We start from the raw sequence: 17,802 nt of genomic DNA, 5'->3' as shown, positions 1-17,802 counted from the left end.
CTCTCAGCCTTCTCTATGCTTCTTCCACTCTGCTGAAATTCCAGATCCGCAGATTATATTCCACAATAGGTGTATCACAATAAATACACTTTTTTGCTCCAAATCCGGGAAGCGGTGCACCACAATTGGGACAATTCAGGGCCAGACCTGCATCCTCCTGGTTCTCGACCATATCCTGATCCTGGATATAGACCAGTTCCACATTGTATTTTGCCTGTTCTTTCCGTTCTTCACTGCCCCCGATAAGCTTACCGTTTTCTTTCAACGCATGGATATATTCTACCGCTGACTGCAGGACAATACTCTGTCTTCCCTTCTGCTTCCGGTACTGATGTATCTCTGTTCTGTGAATATGTATATTCTCAAAGCTCTCCCTCTGTGACTGGTTCTGCAACATCTCCAGCCGCAGTCTGAGCTGTTCTTTCAATTCTCTGGTTCCCTCCGACAAAAGTGCCGGATTCTGTCTGGTAATACTTTGTAAATAAGAGGTCAGCACGTTCTCCGCCCTGCTCTTCATCTCATCATAATGGAACTCGGGAAAGTCTCTCATAATAGAAGGCATATATAGATTTGTCGCGGAGGATACGGACTTCGGGGTCATCTCCACTTCCGCTTCTCTCTGCTTCATTCCCTCGATCATGGAATCTGTGCCGAATAACATTCTGGAGGTATCCCGTAATTTTTCCCGGATCCTGCAATAAGCATAATAAATGATCCCTGCCAGTACCAGGCACAATACCAATATAACAATAATAGCAATCAGACTTCCGTTCATTTATATTTCTCTTTCATTTTTCATTCATAACAGTTCAGTACAGCAGATATCATAAAGGTATCTGCTGTACTGTATCCGGTAAATATATTCCGCCGAGTATGTATTATACTCTGTCGTTGTCATCAAAGGGATCGCCGCACTCCGGACAGAACTTAGGAGGATGTGCAGGATCTTCCGGCTCCCAGCCGCATTTATCACATTTATAGATTGGTGCTCCTTCCGGCTTCTTTGCTCCGCATTCAGAGCAGAACTTGCCCTGATTTACTGCACCACAGCTGCAGGTCCAGCCTGCATCCGAAGGCTTCGGTGCTCCACACTCAGAGCAGAACTTACCACGGTTATCCGTAGCGCCACAGCTACATGTCCAGCCAAGTACCGGTGCCTGCATTCTAGGAGCCTGCCCCTGCGCGGGTGCTGCCTGTGCCTGCTGCATACCACTGTTCTGCTGTGCATCCATCTGATACAGCTGTCCGGCATTGATACCGCCTACCATATTTGCCATATTCATTCCGGCAAATGCCATCATGGGGCCGGTAGAGGTGTTGGATGCTGCCATCTTCATAGCCTCTGCCTGTGCAGCGGTCATGGTAGCTGCTGCCATTCCGGTATTACGCAGTACTGCGGTTCTCTGCAGATCTGCGATTGTCTTCGCATCCTCATCGGGGATCTTCGCAGAATTGATATTAATAGTAACGATCTCGATACCACGAAGCTTGGTCCACAGATCGGAAAGTTCTTCCTTCAAAGCTTCTGTCAGTTCCGCGGTATGTGCTGGGACTTCGCTGGGACGAACACCCAGGGCGGAGATCTTAGCCAGTGCAGGCTGCAGAGCGGTCAACAATTCTGCCTTCATCTTCGCTACCAGTTCGCTTCTGGTATAAGACTCTGTTACGTTACCGCATACATTTTTATAGAATAACAAAGGATCTACCAGGTGGAAGGAATACTCACCGTTACAACGTAAGGAGGTATCCAGATCCAGTCCGATATTCTGGTCAATTACACGGAACGGAATAGGGCTTGCCGTACCAAAAAGGTTGTTCATGATCTCCTTAATATTGAAGAAGTAGATTCTCTGGTCCTTCGCCGCATTACCGCCAAAGGTAAAACGTTTTCCGATATTGGAAAAAGTATTCTTAACGCTCTCGCCAAGATTGCCGTAGAACAAACTGGGTTCTGTGGAAGAATCATATACGAACTCACCGGCATCCGCACAGAACTCTACGATTCCGCCCTGATCCACGATGATCATACACTGTCCTTCGTTAACTGCTACGATGGAGCCGTTAGAGATAATGTTCTCCACACCCTTGGTGTTGCTGTTACGTCCATTGGTTACTCGCTGCTGTCCTTTTACTACCAATACATCGTTAGAAAGAGAATCACAGTAGAAATACTCTCTCCACTGGTCAGCCATCATGCTGCTGACCGCATCTTTTGCTGCTCTGATTAAACCCATTACCGCACCTCCGTTTTATATATGAAAAAATGTTCTTTTTCACATCTCTTATATTTTAGCAAATTTTACACATTCCCTCAACTGCTTTTCGTAAAATATCGTCATTTTTCCTTTACAATGTGTCTTTTTTCTACTAAACTGTGATATTAGAGATGTTTGAATACACTATACTATAAAAGGATCAAAAGAAATATGGGTAAAAAAGCTACAAAAGCCGCTGATAATATGTACTATCTCGCACGATGCGAAGCTGCCAAGACAAATCCGGACTTCAGCAGCCGGGAAAAGGCCGCTGAACTGGTAGGCATCGACCGCACCAGACTGGCAAGGATCGAACTGGATACCATCGCCCCATATCCGGAGGAAGTCAAGGCTATGGCAGAGGCATATAATACACCGGAGCTGTGCAACTCCTACTGTGCCAGAGAATGCCCCTTAGGACGCAACAGTGTATCAGAGGTTGACATTGTAGACTTTGACCGGCTGGCGCTGAAAGTACTGGGATCCTTGAAAGATATCGATACACTTCGTGCTTCCCTGATCGCTATCTCCGAAGACGGCGTGATCTCTGAAGATGAGCGTCCGGCATTTCAGGATATTCTGGATTCCCTGGAGAAGATCAGTACCAATGCCAAGGCATTAAAGCTCTGGGCCATTAAAAATATACACATTCAGGAGGAGGATGCCTGATCCTCCTCCTTTTTTATACTATTTTTATAACTCTCTTTTCGTTTTCCTTATTTTGCCGCCGCTTTCTCGGCAAATTCCGTAGTTACCAGTTTTTCATAGGGCACTCTCTCTTTCAGTACATCAGAGTCCTCTAAAATGTTCTGTAACAGGTCAAAGGCATCTTCGTGGAAGATCAGATCTTTTTTCCAGGTATCCTGCTCCTGATATCTGGCAACGATGGCTGTCAGCGTATCACTTCCGGTCTCTGCAAACTGTGGTGCAATACATTTGGCGATTTCTTCCGCACTGTGCTCCTGCACGTAATCCATACCTTTTTGCAGGGCATCGGTAAATGCCTGAATTGTCTCCGCATTTTTCTCTATATAGCTCTTTCTGGCAGAAAAAGAAGTATACGGTACATAACCGGATTCCTCGCCTAAAGATGCCACCACATAGCCGTCACCTTTCTGCTCTAACAACGTGGCATGTGGCTCGAACTCAATGGTAAAGTCTCCCTGTCCGCCGGAAAAAGCTGCTGCCGTGGAACCGAAGTCAATGCTCTGGTCGATGGACAGATCCGTTGTCGGATCCATATTATTTTTCTCCAGAATATATTCAAATACCATCTCCGGCATACCGCCCGCTCTACCGCCTAAGACTGCAGCACCTTTTAACATATCCCACGAAAAGTCATCGATAGGCTCTCTCGCCACCAGGAAATTCCCTGCCCGTTGGGTCAGCTGGGCAAAGTTCACCACATAGTCTTTCGTTCCTCCGGCATAGGTATAAATCGTACTCTCACTGCCCATGAAACCGATGTCCGCCTCACCGGTCAGCACCGCCGTCATAGTCTTATCCGCGCCGAATCCCGTTACCAGTTCCAGATCGATCCCGGCATCGGCAAAGTATCCTTCCTCGATAGCCACATACATCGGTGCATAAAAAATAGAGTGGGCTACTTCATTGAGCACCACTCTTGTCTTCTTTGGTCCGTTCGTCTGTTCTGCGCTGCCGCAGCCCGTAAGTGCACCTGCCGCAAGCAGAACAGCCAATACCGTTGCCATTACTTTCTTTGTTTTCATAATTGTTCATCCTCCCTGAGATTATATATGATGTCAAGGTCAAAAGCCCCTGACTTTGATGCCTACGGATTGCTCCGTGCTACGCACTCCCACAATCCTACCCTCTATTCGCATATCGTGGGATTATCATCCCACTTTTATGCTCATATCGGGGCGGGTCCTAAGGTCTTTCACCCACCTATGAGCAAGCTCATGTGGGTTTAGACCTTTTGACCCTGGCATCATTACATATCTATTCTATGTAATCCTGGGGAAAATGTTCCGGGTATTTACAGATTCGCCTTGATCTTGTCGATCATCTCCTGATATTCTGCATCCGTCAAAAAGGTCTTGCCGGGGTTCATCTCGAATGTGCCGCCCCACTCAAAACCGTCCTTGTACTTCGGGCACAGATGCATATGCAGATGGCAGCCGGTGTCGCCGTATGCTCCGTAATTTAACTTATCGGGGTGGAATGCTGCATGGATGGCTTTCGCTGCATGTGCCACATCCTCGAAGAATAATCTTCGCTCTTCCTCGCTGATGTCCACGATCTCACTGACATGGTCCTTATATGCTACGATGCATCTGCCGGGATGGCTCTGCTCCTTGAACAGGATCAGGCTGCTCACCTTCAGGTCACAGATAAAAATACCGAACTTATCTAACAGTTCCCCTCTCATACAATATCCACAATTTGCGTCTTTCATTTGTTCTCCTATCTGCCCACTTGCGGGGCGTGCCGTCTTAGGCTGTATTCTTATCCCGGTAACACCGGGTGGTATCAGCTACACTGTGATGTTGATCAGCTTATGAATATTCTCCGGGTCGTAATTCAATACCAGCTTAGCAGGGAAATCCAGTTCCCGCATCAGCTGTTCGGTCTCGGCAAACTTTCCTATGGCAAAACACATATGGCTGTCCGTTCCCATTATAACAGGCTGTTCGTATTTCATGCAAGTCTTTAACAGTTCCATGATATTTTCCCTGCCGCCTTGTCTTGTCGACCGTGGATTTAGAGAAGAATTGTTCACTTCCAATGCAACGTGTGCCTGCTTGGCTTCCCGCACCAGTTCCTCGTAATCTAAGGGGAATCTGCCGTCATCGGGATGCCCCAGTATTTTCACATAAGGATTCTGAAAAGCTCTCACGGAAGCTAACGTATTCTCCTTACGACTTCCCGCAGTAAAAGCAAAGGGATGAATGCTGGCAAGCGCATAATCCATCTTCTGCAGATAACGTTCCTCCAGATCCAGTGTTCCGTCCGTATCACAGATATTAGCTTCCACTCCACACAAAAGATGAAGCCTTCCTCCTGTCACCGGTACCACTCTGCCGCTAACCTCTTCTCTGTCATACTCTCTGGGAATCACTTTGTAATTACTGAAAAAAAACTCATGCGGTCCTCCGGGAGTGGTGGGACCATGTTCACTCATTCCCAGGTATCTGATCCCGACTGCCAGTGCAGCGTCTATATTCTCCAATAATGTACTATACGCATGCCCTGCTGCCAGAGTATGCGTATGAAGATCCATAAATGCTTTCATATTCTCTATTTCTCTTTATTTCTCTTGTGGGCTTCCTTCTCGGGCTCCCCGGTTTTCGCGTCGTTAGCCAGTTCCGCTACCAACTGTTCCACGATCATCTTCTTCATATACACATCAAAACTTAAGAGGCAGATCAGGGCAAATTTCTGTAAGAATTCTCGTTCTTTTCCGGAGGTCTCCGCAAAGGAATTCTCTGCTCTGCGGAATTTGTCCACTACGTCTTTTTTTAAGTCCTCCAGCTGTTCCTTTTCCAAAGATACGACTTCTTTATATACGCTTTCCAGGTCAAACGCCTGTCCATTTTGAAAATAATGATCGGTGATCGGCTGCAACAGCGTCTGAATCTCATTCATGGGAATCACGCCCTTATAGTAATAGATGAAAATGAGCATCAGAACATGTTCCTTAGAATATTTCTTCTTCACCGGAGGAGGAAGCAGATCGTTTTTTGCATAATTGTTGATCATGGTCTTGGTCAGGACACGGTCCTCGGTCTGCGGGCGTACTGCCGAACGCAGCTTCCTATCCATGAAAGTCAGCACCTGATCCATATACAGATCAATATTCGGAATATCTTCTGCTTTGATATATTCCACTTTTTCCAGACTCTGTAAGATCGTCTGAAGTAATTCTTCTGTTGTCGCTGCCATAATGTCCTGCGGTCCTTTCCGTGGGTGGTTTCCGGTAATATTAACTCGAGAACGCGTGCTTCGCACTCTGCTGTCTGCTTCGCTGTGCGTTCTCCGGGTTACATTAACTCGAGAACACGTGCTTCGCACTCTGCTGTCTGCTTCGCAGACGGTTCTCTCGTTGATGCCTGCGGATTGCTCCGTGCTACGCACTCCCTCAATCCTACCCAATATTCGCATATCGTGGGATTATCATCCCACTTTTATGCTCATATCGGGGCGGGTCCTAAGGTCTTTCACCCACCTATGAGCAAGCTCATGTGGGTTTAGACCTTTTGACCCTGGCATCATTATATAGTATCAAAAACTACATGTCAACACTTGTGCCTTTCCTTCATTCTCTGAATTTATGAAGATTTTATAACTATTTTGTTTCACGCCTTTACTTTAAAACTTTAGTATGCTAAAATACAGATAGTTACGTTGTATGGATTACAACTATGGAAAGGTGTGTCGAGCATGAATAAAAAAATCAAAACGGATGCTGTGGATTCTCTGTTTGATGCAGTGTTATGTCTGCAGTCCCGTGAAGAATGCTACAGTTTCTTCGAGGATCTGTGTACAGTCAATGAATTATTGTCTCTGTCCCAGCGCTTTGAAGTAGCTGCCATGCTGAAGGACGGTAAGACTTATTTGGAGATTGCTGAGAAAACAGGAGCCTCTACCGCTACCATCAGCCGTGTAAATCGTTCTCTGAATTACGGTAACGACGGTTACGAACTGGTATTTGACCGGATGGAGAAAAAGTCAGAAGCATAAATACCAATAAAAAGACATTGGCGTATGTAGTAACTTCGTCAATGTCTTTTTATAATTATTCTTCTGCTTGATTTTCTCTCTTTTCTTCCTCTGCCACTTCCTTCAGTGCTTCCGCAATCGCTGCTTTCGCACTCTTACGTCCGGCATTGACTGTCTTAGCAGCCTTTATCTTTCCCTTTTTATCAGGAACGGTCTGATTCATATCAATCTTACCCTGAAATACTGCATGTTCATCAATGACGATCACCTTGGTGACGATATCTCCAAGTACTTTTGCAGAAGCGGCCAGTTCCGCCTTCTCCGGCGCGTTGATATTGCCGGTCACTTCTCCTCCGATCAATACGGATGCGGCCTGTACATCTCCCATAACCACGCTTCCGGCTCCTAAGATCAGGTTTCCCGTCACCGTTACATTTCCGCCGATCTTACCATCGATTCTCGCAGAGCCATCCAGCGTAAAATCTCCGCTTAACTCCGCACCGGCACCGATCAGTGTATTCATTTTTGTATCTGTACTTTTTTTACCAAACATGTTTTTCCAAACCTTTCCGCGATCAACCATTGATTTCCAACATATCCATAGGATTGATATAACTTCCGTCCTTCTGCATCTGGTATCCCAGATCCGCATTATCCTCACCGATAACAAATAACGTGGTACCCTGCACTACCGTGTCTCCGGTAGCCACTGTTGCGTCCCCCTTGTTCCGATAGATGGTAATGTAGCCATTGCCATGATCCACCCACACACTGTGTCCATAGGTCTCATCATCATTCACTGCCATTACCGTACCGCTTGCTGCGGCAACCACCGTAGTGCCTACCGATGCATGGAAAATGCACATAGGATCACCTTCCGTTACCTCTTCCATAGATGCGGAACCCGTCAGCGGGAATTCCGTGGGAAGGCTCTGCTTCTCCAACGTTGCCGACAGTTCACTTTCGCTCTGTACCTTCTGGCTTACCGTATCACTTAAAATTTGTATTTCTTCTGCCTGCTCCGTCACCTGTGCTTCCAGCTTGCTGTTCTGCTCTGCCAGCGTCTTATTCTCTTCCTCTAACGCCACGACCTGTTCACGGCTCCGTCTGCCGGCATTCTCCCACAGCTGTCCTTCGTAGATAAAGTAGCCGATCACACCGCCGATAAGCACGCATAACACCAAAACTACTACTTCCACAATCCATGCACGTACACGGAACTGTCTTACATTGGCATCTGCTGCATCCGACGTAAGGATCAACACATGATTCAGTTTTCGCTTATGTTTATGTCTTTTCATAGAGTCACCTCCGCTAAACATCATTTCATTTTATCACAGGAAAGCACTTACAGCAATCATTTCTTAACATTTTTGTAATATTTTCCCAAGATTTTCTTCATTTCTTCGCATTTATGAATGATTTGTCCATAAATTTTTGTGCATTTTTACGAATCATCTATTTACTTTTACTACTCTCTGTGCTATGATGCAGTTGCTGATGTAATGTTGTATACATTACCTGAAAGCAAATGACAGGAAAGAATTTTTTGGAGGTATCTATTATGAACAAAGGTACAGTAAAGTGGTTCAACAATCAGAAGGGTTATGGTTTCATTTCCGATGAATCCGGCAAGGATGTTTTCGTACATTACAGCGGATTGAACATGGATGGTTACAAGACTCTGGAAGAAGGCGCTGCCGTTTCTTTCGACGTTGTAGACGGTGAAAAGGGACCTCAGGCTGTGAATGTAACCAAGCTTTAATTATAAAATTGTATAATCAAATGTGTAATCGAAATGCCGCAGGGATTTAAAACCCTGCGGCATTTTATTTACTTTTAATGTATTTATGATGCGCTGCACACCGACAACACATCTTCCCATTTCATATTGCCACCAAACAGATCCAGGGCACTTCCGATAGTCACATTCATCCGGTTCTGCCCAAGTTTTTTTAATAAAAGCAGATCTTCCATAGAATGCACACCACCGGCATAGGTGATGGGATTTCCGGCATAGGAGCCAATGGATTTTACCAGTTCCTGTTCGATTCCCTGCGCCTTGCCTTCCACATCCACCGCATGGATCAGGAATTCCCCGCAATATGCTGACAGCTTTTCAAGCAACGCCTCATTCACGATCTCTTCTGTAAGTTTCTGCCAACGGTCCGTCACTACGAAATACTTCTCTTCCACGCGCTTGCAGCTGACATCCAGCACCAGATGCTCTCTCCCGACGGTATGAACCAGCTTCTTAAGTCTGTCGTAGTCAATCCGTCCCTCCCTGAACACATAAGAGGTTACGATCACTGCCGCAGCTCCTGCTTCCAGATACTCAGATGCATTGTCCGCGGTAATCCCTCCGCCTACCTGCAGACCGCCTGGATATGCTCTTAAAGCAGAAAGTGCCTGCCTCTTCGTAGCCTCATAATAAGGACTGTCCGAAGCATTCAGCAAAATGATATGTCCGCCTTTTAAATTGTTTTTTTGATACAGTCTGGCATAAAAAGCAGCATCCTGCCCGGATACAAAATTTTCCTGTGCCTGATCGCCGAGATCCTTAAGACTTCCACCGACGATCTGTTTTACTTTTCCGTTATGAATATCAATACAGGGTCGAAATTCCATTTACTTCCTCTTTCCCCAAAAAATATTTTTGTATATTTTTCTGACATACGCACATACTACTTTCAAGCCAACCAGCTGTGGTTCGGACATAAATATCCCGTAATGGGTCATCTTGAAATGGAGGACATTATGAAAAATAAGACAAATAACACAAGCTCCCACATTGGGAAAAAGTTACTGGTTCTGGGTATTCTCACGGTCTACCTGTGCATGGCAACTGCCTGCGGCAATAACAAGAACAATAATAACTCCGGCAGCATGGCTGCCTCTCCTTCCCCTTCCACCTCTCCTGCCACTCAGGAGAGCACTGTGACACAGACCCCAGAGACCGGAACTGCTGCCACAGACAACATGGGGGATACCAATGGCAACGGTAATACCGTATCCGAAAATGATTCCATGCTGGACAATGCCGGCAACGCCGTAGGAGAAGCCGGCGATACAGTAGGCAATATCGTGGATGATGCCGCGAACGGAGTCTCCGATATCACCAATGATCTGGTAGGTAACGGTCAGAGATAAATTATACCTCTTCCATGATGGTACCTTCCCGGTAAGCCTCCAGGAGTTCTTCCAGATAGAAGATATTCTCCTGGATCTCCTTGCCGGTATCGGTATCCGCCACCAGTTTTCTGCGGGGGAAATTCTCCACTACCACAGAATCCGAGAAAATATCCGATTCCTTGATGATTGCAGCTTCCGTGGATTCAAAGGGCTCGTGGGCTACCAGACGCATTCCTCTGGAATTACATACCAGGGTATAGCCTGCGATTCCTGTCTTCTTCTGGTATGCCTTGGAGAAGCCGCCGTCGATGATCAAAAGTTTCCCTCCGCATTTGATGGGGGATTCTCCGTGAATCTGTTCCACAGGCACATGCCCGTTGACAATATGGGCATCGATCTTATCCAGTCCGAATTCCTCCAGAATCTTACCGATGACTTCCTCATTTTCCAACAGCTTGTAGTAACTGTTCTTCTCTTCTGCATGAGTATTCTTATCTTCCAGGAAATACCGCTCAAATGTCGCCATCTTTGCCTTACCGAACACCGGGGATCCGGGGCCCGCCCAGATGTACCAGATCATATCCTGTCCCAGGGCACGTTCCTTGGTATCCTTGGCATAGTAACCTCTTCTGGCATAATACTCCAAAATGTCATACAGTGCTTTCCCGCAATATTCTTTTCCGCAGATCTCCACCTGCATGAAGCTTCCGTCCGGATTTAAAGGAACGCAGCCGTGATACAGGAGGTTACCGTTATAGATCTTATACATGCCGCCCTTGGAAAAGAGGAATTTTACATGGCGCTGCAGTTTTTCACAGCGCATAAATACCTGCTGCAAGCGCAGCATGACCTTGCTTTCTTCCTCGGTGAGTTCGTAAGGGTGTTCCGGATCCACGGTAGGGAGATCCACGTCCTTCATGGGATATTCTTTGCCATCTAGCGTAATGATCCTCCGCTCGAAATCGATCCGGTGCAACAGCATCCGGTCTTCCATATGGAACTCGGGGTGCCGCATGACAAGCTGCCCCTCCAGCTTGAACTGCAAAATAGCAATTGCCTTATGCATCTTGGTATCCAGTCCGAGATCCTTGGTATTGTAATCGGTGTTGAACTTGATGGTAAAGGCATCGCAGTTGGTATTTTCGTAAGTCTCCAGTGCGAAGGTGGCAAGAGGCAGCAGGTTGATGCCGTAGCCGTCCTCCAGGGTGGCGAGATTGCCGTATCTGGCAGACATGCGGATCACGTTGGCGATGCATGCCAGGCTTCCCGCCGCAGCGCCCATCCACACCATGTCATGATTGCCCCACTGGACATCCACGGAATGGTACTCACACAAGGTATCCATGATGATATGGGGACCGGGTCCTCTGTCATAGATGTCTCCGACGATATGGAGGTGATCAATGACCAGCCGCTGGATCAGGTGGCTTAAGGCAATGATAAACTGCGGTGCTCTGCCGATGCGGATGATGGTATGGATAATCTCATTATAGTATGCCTCTTTGTCCTGGATCTCTTCCTTCTCGGTGATCAGTTCTTCGATGACGTAGGCAAAGTCTTTGGGCAGGGCTTTTCTGACCTTGGAACGGGTGTATTTGGAAGAGACACGTTTGATGACCTGCACCAGGCGGTGGAGGGATATTTTATACCAGTCTTCGAGGTTATCTTCTTCCCGCTCCACAATCTCTAATTTGCTCTCGGGATAATAAATGAGGGTCGCCAGGCTTTTTTTATCTTTGTTGCTGATGGTGTTGCCAAATTCTTCGTCGATCTTACGGCGTACGGAACCGGAGCCGTTCTTTAAGACGTGATTGAACTGCTCGTATTCGCCGTGAATGTCAGTGAGGAAGTGTTCAGTTCCTTTGGGAAGGTTCAGGATGGACTGGAGGTTGATGATCTCCGTGGCGGCGGCTGCTTGTGTTTTATACTGGTGTGAGAGGGTCTTTAGGACCTTCTGTTCCATTTCGTTCATGAAATTCACCTTTCTCTATCCCCTACGCAGCTTCGCCTGAGTATAAGAAACGCGGCACGCTCGTACTTTAGTACGATGCGCTCATGTCGCAGATCGTAGCGGTACATAAGCGAGGACAGTACCCTCGCAATGCGTCCCTTGGGACGCTATGGTACCGACGTCTGCTTACGGCCTGCTTATTCTTACACTCAGTCAAGCTGCTGGTTTATTGAAAATTCCATAAAAATATATTACATTGCTGCATCGATCACGTTGGACATGTTGTACATGCCGGCGGGTTTGCCTGCCAGGAACTTGGCGGCCTGGATGGCGCCCTTGCCGAAGACGGCTTTGGAGTAGGCGGTATGGGAGAAGGTTACGACTTCGTCCGCTCCGGCGAAGATGACATCGTGGTCGCCGACGATGGTGCCGCCTCTGACGGCACTGATACCGATCTCTTTTTTAGGTCTCGGTTCTCTGCGTGTACTGCGGTCGTAGACGTATTCATATTCGCCATTAAATTCTTCGTTGATGGAATCTGCCAGTGCCAGTGCGGTACCGCTGGGAGCATCTAGTTTGAGATTATGGTGTTTCTCTACGATCTCCATGTCGAAGCCCGCATTTGCCAGTACACCGGCGGCCTCTTTTAACAGCTTTAACATCAGGTTGATGCCTAAGGACATGTTGGCGGATTTTAAGATAGCCACGTGTTTTGCCGCTTCGTCCACTTTCGACAGCTGTGCCTCGGACAGACCGGTGGTGCACAGTACACAGGGGATCTTTTTCTCCACGCAGTAATCCAGTAGCCTGTCTACTGCCACGGCTGCTGAGAAATCAATGATGCAATCCGCTGCCACATCGCATTTTTCAATATCCGTAAATACAGGATAGGGATTGTGTCCGTCATCTCTGGCATCGATTCCCGCCACCAGTTCCATATCGGGATCTGCCGCGATCAGTCCGCTGATCACCTGTCCCATTTTACCGTTACATCCATGCATGATTACTTTTACCATTTTTGTTCTCTCCTATCTTAATATCCTTATATACTTAAAAACATCCCGCCTATGATAAAAATTTCACAGGCGGGATTCTTCCACTCTTGCTTTTTAATTTCCAGCCTACAGGACACCATAATCCTTCAGGGCTTTTTCAAGCCTCTTGGCATTTGCCTCATCCATTTCGCACAGAGGCATACGAAACGCTCCGGCTCCCATTCCCATCATATTCAGTGCTGTCTTCACCGGGATCGGGTTCACTTCGCAGAACAGCGCATTGCACAGATCCATAGCATCTAACTGCATCTGACGGCTGCCTGCCACATCTCCGTCGAAGAACTTCTGGCAGATCTCGTGAGTCTGTGTAGGTGCTACATTGGAAAGCACGGAGATAACTCCCATACCACCCAGAGACAGGATAGGTACGATCTGGTCATCATTACCGGAATAGATATCCACGACGCCCTGACCGATCGCTGCCAGATGTGCGATCTGACTGATGTTGCCACTGGCTTCCTTGACACCTACGATGTTCTCTACATCCTTACACAGCTTCACCACAGTCTCCGGCAGGATATTGCAGCCGGTACGGCTGGGCACGTTATACAGGATGGCGGGAACCTTCACGGAATCCGCAACGGTCTTAAAGTGACGGTACAATCCCTTCTGGGTTGCTTTATTGTAATAGGGGCTTACCAGCAGAATGCCGTCCACGCCGTATTTTTCCGCTTCCTGGGACAGATATACTGCGGTATCAGTGCAATTAGAGCCGGTACCGGCCACTACGGGGATTCTCTTCGCTACTTTTTCCACACAATATTTGATGGTATCTAAATGTTCCTCATGGGTCAGAGTAGAACTCTCTCCCGTGGTACCGCATACAATAATGGCATCTGTGCCGTTTGCAATTTGGAATTCGATCAGTTCACCGAATTTCTCATAATTGACAGATCCATCTTCGTTCATGGGTGTGACAATTGCCACGCCTGCTCCTTTAAAAATAGCCATATGTTTCCTCCATTTACAAAACGCCAGCGCACAATGGCGCCGGCGCTGATTATCCAAGCTTATTTGATAGCGCCCCATCTGCTTACGAGATGACAGTCATACGCTTCTTAAACGTATGCCCAAGATAACATATGCAGGATACCTTATCTTTCGGCGTGTTCCCCTTTCTTCTTCCCTCAACGGTACCTGTTACCTCCGAAAAAATACTCTTGAAAAACGCAACCTCTATCTTCTTAAATATAATTTTATGATAGCATTAACCCATGTGACTGTCAATCCCAGACCTTGAATTTTACAGTCTCGATCTTGGAGACTTCATCTGCCAGAACGCATATTTCATCGTTCAGGGTGATTCCTGTCAGGATCACATCCGTATCTCCTCTGCATTCCAACAGTGCCTTCAGTGTATCCACTGTAATGATATCCTTTTCCACCAGTCCCAGCACTTCATCTAAGATCAGCAGATCGCATTCTCCGGTGGTCAGAACCTTTTTGGCGAAGCCGATTCCGTTACGGATGTTCTGGATCTCCTCCTGCTTCTTCTCCTCAGACAATTCCGCAAAATTGCTGTCCGATTTTTCGAAGCGGAACAATTTGATCTCCGGTTCCATCCTGCGCAGGAAATCCGAATCTTCCAGTCCCTTTCCCTTCAGGAACTGAATAATAACGACTCTCTTCCCCTCTACTGCTGCCTGTACTGCTCTTCCGATTGCTGCCGGTGATTTGCCTCTGCCATCGCCGGTATAAATATAGATGCATCCTTCTGCCATTACACACCTCATGGTCTATCTGCGCTTGCGGCAGGTAGCTGTCCGCAGTTGCTAGTTGCCTATGCATTCCTTTATACCATATATTGTAAATTTTTGCAATCTTTTGTCGTCAGACTATGGATTCCCGGGCTTCCTCCAGCAGCTCCAGTTTGCTGACGGACACTTCGAATGCGACACGTTTCTCCACATTTTCTTCATCCAGTTTCTTCATATATTCACGGCTTTGGATCCGTCCCCAGATAGCGCAGCGCTCTCCCACTTTGAAATGTTCTGCATAGCGCGCATTACGTCCCCAGCAGATGCAGGGAATGTAATCAGACTTGCCGTAAGGGCGGTTCACGGCAAGCAGCAGGTCTGCGATCTCCCTTCCTAACGGTGTCTTGCGGTATACCGGCTCCTTACATATATATCCATCGAGATAGATCTGGTTCGTCTTGGAACTTTCTTCCATCTCCTCAATAAATTTCACCTCTCTGGCAAACACAGACAGCACCAGTCTGTTCTTACGCTCCTCATGACGGTTATAGGACCGGAACTGCCCGTTAACGCACAAAAGCATTCCGATATAGCTTGCTGTCACATCTAAAAGTCTCTCCGAGACCATCACCGGTATGATGTCGAAGCTGTCGCTCAGTCTCGTACACCTTAAATCCACCATGTAGAATCCTTCCCCGTAGATCTCATGGCTGTAGGAAAAATCGCTTACCACTTCCCCCATCACCGTTACCTGATTGTTTTCAATAACCTTATCTGTCATTTTTGTTCTCCCTTCTACATCTTCTGACTCTTCTACAACAATCCTTATGTATTGCACTACTATTTATACTCTATTTTTTATCGTTTGAGTACTAAAACCCATCGCATAAAAATGCAAATACCGCACAAAAGGGATTTCTTTTCCATACTTTTTCATATGGAAAACCAACAAAAACGTTGATTTTACACGGTTTTTTCTTGCGTCCGGAAATGATAAGTGCTATACTGAAACAGTTTGAAAAAAGGTTAAATCAGTTGCACGCATTTTTAGAAAGGCAAGGATTTTTATGAGACAAAAAAGAGAAGATGTCAGAAACGTTGCAATCATTGCTCACGTAGACCACGGTAAAACCACTCTGGTGGATGAGCTGTTAAAACAAAGCGGTGTATTCCGTGAAAATCAGGAAGTTGCTGAGCGTGTCATGGACTCCAACGATATCGAGCGCGAGCGTGGTATCACCATTCTGTCCAAGAACACTGCTGTTATGTATAAGGGTACCAAGATCAACATCATCGACACCCCGGGTCATGCAGACTTCGGCGGCGAGGTAGAACGTGTCCTGAAGATGGTAAACGGTGTTATCCTGGTAGTGGATGCTTTCGAGGGTGCTATGCCCCAGACCAAATTCGTACTTCGTAAGGCACTGGAATTAAAGCTTCCCGTTATCGTATGTATCAACAAGATCGACCGCCCCGAAGCAAGACCCGATGAAGTCGTAGACGAAGTACTGGAGCTGTTCTTAGAGCTGGATGCGGACGATTCCCAGTTAGACTGTCCTTTCGTGTACGCTTCCGCCAAGGCAGGTATTGCTTCCCTGGATGCTGATGAGATGGGTACCGATATGGAGCCTCTGTTCGAGACCATTATCAACTACATTCCTGCTCCCGAAGGTGATCCCGATGCAGCTACCCAGGTACTGATCAGTACCATCGATTATAATGAATATGTAGGCCGTATCGGTGTCGGTAAGGTTGACAACGGTACCATCCGTGTAAATCAGGATGTGGTCATCTGTAACCACCACAACCCTGACAAGATCATCAAGACCAAGGTCAGCAAGCTGTATGAGTTCGACGGTCTGAATAAAGTAGAGGTAAAAGAAGCCGGCATCGGTTCCATCGTTGCCATCTCCGGTATCAGCGAGCTTCACATCGGCGACACCATCTGCTCTCCGGAAAATGTAGTACCCATTCCTTTCCAGAAGATCAGTGAGCCCACCATCGCCATGCAGTTTATGGTAAATGATTCTCCTCTGGCAGGTCAGGAAGGTAAGTTCGTTACCAGCCGTCACCTGCGTGACAGACTGTTCCGTGAGTTAAATACCGATGTATCCTTACGTGTGGAAGAGACAGATTCCCCTGACCGTTTCAAGGTATCCGGTCGTGGCGAGCTGCATCTGTCCGTGCTGATCGAGAATATGCGTCGTGAAGGCTTTGAATTTGCTGTAAGTAAGGCTGAGGTTCTGTATCATACCGATGAGAATGGCAAGAAATTAGAGCCTATGGAATTAGCTTATATCGATGTTCCCAACGAGTTTGCCGGTGCTGTCATCGAGAAGCTGGGTCAAAGAAAAGGTGAGCTTCGTAACATGGGTTCCATCTCCGGCGGCACTTACACCCGTCTGGAGTTCTCCATCCCCGCAAGAGGACTGATCGGTTACCGTGGCGAGTTCATGACCGATACCAAGGGTAACGGTATCTTGAACACCGTATTTGATGATTACGGTCCTTACAAGGGAGACATCCAGTATCGTAAGATGGGTTCCCTGATCGCATTCGAGGCCGGCGAAGCTATCACCTACGGTCTGTACAATGCCCAGGAGCGTGGTACTCTCTTCATCGGGCCCGGTGAAAAGGTATACTCCGGTATGGTCATCGGTCAGACCGGACGCAACGAGGACATCGAGATCAATGTCTGCAAGAAAAAGCAGCTGACCAATACCCGTTCCTCCAGTGCCGACGAAGCCCTGCGTCTGACGCCTCCCAGAATCCTGTCTCTGGAGCAGGCTCTGGACTTCATCGATACCGACGAGCTGTTGGAGGTAACTCCTACGAACCTTCGTATCCGTAAGAAGATCCTGGATCCGACCCTGAGAAAACGTGCCATGATCAATCGAAATGCTTAAAAAGATCTATAAATACAACCACCTTCATGTACTGCAGACAGTATGTGAAGGTGGTTTTTTAACTTGAAAGTTACGAGCCATGCAAAGTCAAAACAGAAACAGCGATCTGGGAGCTTGCTCACA

At 47.1% G+C, this 17,802-nt stretch carries 19 protein-coding genes and 1 riboswitch; of the genes, 5 read left to right on the top strand and 14 right to left on the bottom strand.

Features of this window, described 5'->3' with window-relative positions:
* Window positions 1-13: 13 nt before the first annotated feature.
* Together ACTRDR_RS05200 and ACTRDR_RS05195 are read right to left on the bottom strand one after the other, a co-directional pair.
* Window positions 14-775, bottom strand: a complete 762-nt coding sequence (locus tag ACTRDR_RS05200) for a hypothetical protein (RefSeq protein ID WP_440526399.1) — start codon at window positions 773-775, stop codon at window positions 14-16.
* Window positions 776-878: 103 nt separating this feature from the next.
* Window positions 879-2,234: an SPFH domain-containing protein gene (locus tag ACTRDR_RS05195; RefSeq protein WP_440526398.1), complete on the bottom strand. Its 1,356-nt coding sequence runs from the start codon at window positions 2,232-2,234 to the stop codon at window positions 879-881.
* A gap of 192 nt (window positions 2,235-2,426) precedes the next feature.
* Here ACTRDR_RS05195 and ACTRDR_RS05190 point away from each other — a divergent pair, with 192 nt between their 5' ends.
* On the top strand, window positions 2,427-2,924 hold the full coding sequence (locus ACTRDR_RS05190) for a helix-turn-helix domain-containing protein (protein ID WP_440526397.1): 498 nt from the start codon (window positions 2,427-2,429) through the stop codon (window positions 2,922-2,924).
* Between the two features lie 47 nt (window positions 2,925-2,971).
* On the opposite strand, the gene ACTRDR_RS05185 is transcribed toward ACTRDR_RS05190, so the two are convergent.
* From ACTRDR_RS05185 to ACTRDR_RS05170, 4 genes are all read right to left on the bottom strand, one after another.
* Window positions 2,972-3,985 (bottom strand): ABC transporter substrate-binding protein, encoded by a 1,014-nt coding sequence (locus tag ACTRDR_RS05185; protein ID WP_440526396.1) that lies wholly within the window; start codon window positions 3,983-3,985, stop codon window positions 2,972-2,974.
* Between the two features lie 269 nt (window positions 3,986-4,254).
* Window positions 4,255-4,674, bottom strand: a complete 420-nt coding sequence (locus ACTRDR_RS05180; protein WP_022154912.1) for an HIT family protein — start codon at window positions 4,672-4,674, stop codon at window positions 4,255-4,257.
* Between the two features lie 78 nt (window positions 4,675-4,752).
* Window positions 4,753-5,511 carry a phosphatase gene (locus ACTRDR_RS05175; protein ID WP_440526395.1) on the bottom strand — a complete coding sequence of 253 codons (759 nt, stop codon included), beginning with the start codon at window positions 5,509-5,511 and terminating at the stop codon, window positions 4,753-4,755.
* Window positions 5,512-5,516: 5 nt separating this feature from the next.
* The gene (locus tag ACTRDR_RS05170) at window positions 5,517-6,161 is read right to left on the bottom strand and encodes a DUF1836 domain-containing protein (RefSeq protein WP_440526394.1); all 645 of its coding nucleotides are present in this window, start codon (window positions 6,159-6,161) and stop codon (window positions 5,517-5,519) included.
* A 498-nt stretch (window positions 6,162-6,659) separates the two neighbouring features.
* Here ACTRDR_RS05170 and ACTRDR_RS05165 point away from each other — a divergent pair, with 498 nt between their 5' ends.
* Window positions 6,660-6,959, top strand: coding sequence for a YerC/YecD family TrpR-related protein (locus tag ACTRDR_RS05165; RefSeq protein ID WP_440526393.1), 300 nt, complete (start codon window positions 6,660-6,662; stop codon window positions 6,957-6,959).
* 55 nt (window positions 6,960-7,014) lie between these two features.
* Here ACTRDR_RS05165 and ACTRDR_RS05160 read toward each other — a convergent pair whose 3' ends face one another.
* Window positions 7,015-7,491 (bottom strand): bactofilin family protein, encoded by a 477-nt coding sequence (locus ACTRDR_RS05160; RefSeq protein WP_440526392.1) that lies wholly within the window; start codon window positions 7,489-7,491, stop codon window positions 7,015-7,017.
* Window positions 7,492-7,513: 22 nt separating this feature from the next.
* Window positions 7,514-8,239, bottom strand: coding sequence for a peptidoglycan DD-metalloendopeptidase family protein (locus tag ACTRDR_RS05155; protein WP_440526391.1), 726 nt, complete (start codon window positions 8,237-8,239; stop codon window positions 7,514-7,516).
* A gap of 263 nt (window positions 8,240-8,502) precedes the next feature.
* Between ACTRDR_RS05155 and ACTRDR_RS05150 the strand changes: the two genes are divergently transcribed.
* Entirely contained in the window at window positions 8,503-8,703 is a 201-nt protein-coding gene (locus ACTRDR_RS05150; RefSeq protein ID WP_176863797.1) for a cold shock domain-containing protein, read from the top strand.
* 83 nt (window positions 8,704-8,786) lie between these two features.
* Here ACTRDR_RS05150 and hisA read toward each other — a convergent pair whose 3' ends face one another.
* Entirely contained in the window at window positions 8,787-9,566 is a 780-nt protein-coding gene (gene hisA, locus ACTRDR_RS05145; RefSeq protein WP_440526390.1) for a phosphoribosylformimino-5-aminoimidazole carboxamide ribotide isomerase, read from the bottom strand.
* A 129-nt stretch (window positions 9,567-9,695) separates the two neighbouring features.
* Here hisA and ACTRDR_RS05140 point away from each other — a divergent pair, with 129 nt between their 5' ends.
* The gene (locus ACTRDR_RS05140; protein WP_440526389.1) at window positions 9,696-10,088 is read left to right on the top strand and encodes a hypothetical protein; all 393 of its coding nucleotides are present in this window, start codon (window positions 9,696-9,698) and stop codon (window positions 10,086-10,088) included.
* Window position 10,089: 1 nt separating this feature from the next.
* Here ACTRDR_RS05140 and ACTRDR_RS05135 read toward each other — a convergent pair whose 3' ends face one another.
* From ACTRDR_RS05135 to ACTRDR_RS05115, 5 genes are all read right to left on the bottom strand, one after another.
* Window positions 10,090-12,042 carry a fructose-1,6-bisphosphatase gene (locus ACTRDR_RS05135; protein ID WP_440526388.1) on the bottom strand — a complete coding sequence of 651 codons (1,953 nt, stop codon included), beginning with the start codon at window positions 12,040-12,042 and terminating at the stop codon, window positions 10,090-10,092.
* A gap of 230 nt (window positions 12,043-12,272) precedes the next feature.
* Window positions 12,273-13,037: a 4-hydroxy-tetrahydrodipicolinate reductase gene (gene dapB / locus ACTRDR_RS05130; protein WP_440526387.1), complete on the bottom strand. Its 765-nt coding sequence runs from the start codon at window positions 13,035-13,037 to the stop codon at window positions 12,273-12,275.
* A gap of 105 nt (window positions 13,038-13,142) precedes the next feature.
* Complete coding sequence (dapA, locus tag ACTRDR_RS05125; RefSeq protein ID WP_440526386.1) at window positions 13,143-14,027, bottom strand: 4-hydroxy-tetrahydrodipicolinate synthase; 885 nt, start codon at window positions 14,025-14,027, stop codon at window positions 13,143-13,145.
* A 59-nt stretch (window positions 14,028-14,086) separates the two neighbouring features.
* A riboswitch (Lysine riboswitch) is annotated at window positions 14,087-14,263 on the bottom strand.
* A gap of 36 nt (window positions 14,264-14,299) precedes the next feature.
* Complete coding sequence (locus tag ACTRDR_RS05120) at window positions 14,300-14,797, bottom strand: cob(I)yrinic acid a,c-diamide adenosyltransferase (protein ID WP_440526385.1); 498 nt, start codon at window positions 14,795-14,797, stop codon at window positions 14,300-14,302.
* Between the two features lie 109 nt (window positions 14,798-14,906).
* Entirely contained in the window at window positions 14,907-15,554 is a 648-nt protein-coding gene (locus tag ACTRDR_RS05115) for a single-stranded DNA-binding protein (RefSeq protein ID WP_022153846.1), read from the bottom strand.
* 286 nt (window positions 15,555-15,840) lie between these two features.
* Between ACTRDR_RS05115 and typA the strand changes: the two genes are divergently transcribed.
* Window positions 15,841-17,679: a translational GTPase TypA gene (gene typA, locus ACTRDR_RS05110; RefSeq protein ID WP_440526384.1), complete on the top strand. Its 1,839-nt coding sequence runs from the start codon at window positions 15,841-15,843 to the stop codon at window positions 17,677-17,679.
* Window positions 17,680-17,802 lie beyond the last annotated feature (123 nt).

It is taken from the genome of Simiaoa sp., from assembly GCF_051972595.1.
In the GTDB taxonomy this organism is placed as follows: Bacteria; Bacillota; Clostridia; order Lachnospirales; family Lachnospiraceae; genus Acetatifactor; species Acetatifactor hominis.
This window is presented reverse-complemented; position numbering and strand designations above follow the sequence as displayed.

What these genes read in the sequence shown, in the direction of transcription:
- ACTRDR_RS05155 (WP_440526391.1), bottom strand. Translation starts at nt 8,239, where the DNA reads ATGAAAAGACATAAACATAAGCGAAAACTGAATCATGTGTTGATCCTT.
- ACTRDR_RS05140 (WP_440526389.1), top strand. Translation starts at nt 9,696, where the DNA reads ATGAAAAATAAGACAAATAACACAAGCTCCCACATTGGGAAAAAGTTA.
- dapB (WP_440526387.1), bottom strand. Translation starts at nt 13,037, where the DNA reads ATGGTAAAAGTAATCATGCATGGATGTAACGGTAAAATGGGACAGGTG.
- ACTRDR_RS05160 (WP_440526392.1), bottom strand. Translation starts at nt 7,491, where the DNA reads ATGTTTGGTAAAAAAAGTACAGATACAAAAATGAATACACTGATCGGT.
- ACTRDR_RS05165 (WP_440526393.1), top strand. Translation starts at nt 6,660, where the DNA reads ATGAATAAAAAAATCAAAACGGATGCTGTGGATTCTCTGTTTGATGCA.
- ACTRDR_RS05170 (WP_440526394.1), bottom strand. Translation starts at nt 6,161, where the DNA reads ATGGCAGCGACAACAGAAGAATTACTTCAGACGATCTTACAGAGTCTG.
- ACTRDR_RS05115 (WP_022153846.1), bottom strand. Translation starts at nt 15,554, where the DNA reads ATGACAGATAAGGTTATTGAAAACAATCAGGTAACGGTGATGGGGGAA.
- ACTRDR_RS05185 (WP_440526396.1), bottom strand. Translation starts at nt 3,985, where the DNA reads ATGAAAACAAAGAAAGTAATGGCAACGGTATTGGCTGTTCTGCTTGCG.
- ACTRDR_RS05195 (WP_440526398.1), bottom strand. Translation starts at nt 2,234, where the DNA reads ATGGGTTTAATCAGAGCAGCAAAAGATGCGGTCAGCAGCATGATGGCT.
- dapA (WP_440526386.1), bottom strand. Translation starts at nt 14,027, where the DNA reads ATGGCTATTTTTAAAGGAGCAGGCGTGGCAATTGTCACACCCATGAAC.
- ACTRDR_RS05135 (WP_440526388.1), bottom strand. Translation starts at nt 12,042, where the DNA reads ATGAACGAAATGGAACAGAAGGTCCTAAAGACCCTCTCACACCAGTAT.
- ACTRDR_RS05190 (WP_440526397.1), top strand. Translation starts at nt 2,427, where the DNA reads ATGGGTAAAAAAGCTACAAAAGCCGCTGATAATATGTACTATCTCGCA.
- ACTRDR_RS05120 (WP_440526385.1), bottom strand. Translation starts at nt 14,797, where the DNA reads ATGGCAGAAGGATGCATCTATATTTATACCGGCGATGGCAGAGGCAAA.
- hisA (WP_440526390.1), bottom strand. Translation starts at nt 9,566, where the DNA reads ATGGAATTTCGACCCTGTATTGATATTCATAACGGAAAAGTAAAACAG.
- ACTRDR_RS05150 (WP_176863797.1), top strand. Translation starts at nt 8,503, where the DNA reads ATGAACAAAGGTACAGTAAAGTGGTTCAACAATCAGAAGGGTTATGGT.
- ACTRDR_RS05180 (WP_022154912.1), bottom strand. Translation starts at nt 4,674, where the DNA reads ATGAAAGACGCAAATTGTGGATATTGTATGAGAGGGGAACTGTTAGAT.
- ACTRDR_RS05200 (WP_440526399.1), bottom strand. Translation starts at nt 775, where the DNA reads ATGAACGGAAGTCTGATTGCTATTATTGTTATATTGGTATTGTGCCTG.
- typA (WP_440526384.1), top strand. Translation starts at nt 15,841, where the DNA reads ATGAGACAAAAAAGAGAAGATGTCAGAAACGTTGCAATCATTGCTCAC.
- ACTRDR_RS05175 (WP_440526395.1), bottom strand. Translation starts at nt 5,511, where the DNA reads ATGAAAGCATTTATGGATCTTCATACGCATACTCTGGCAGCAGGGCAT.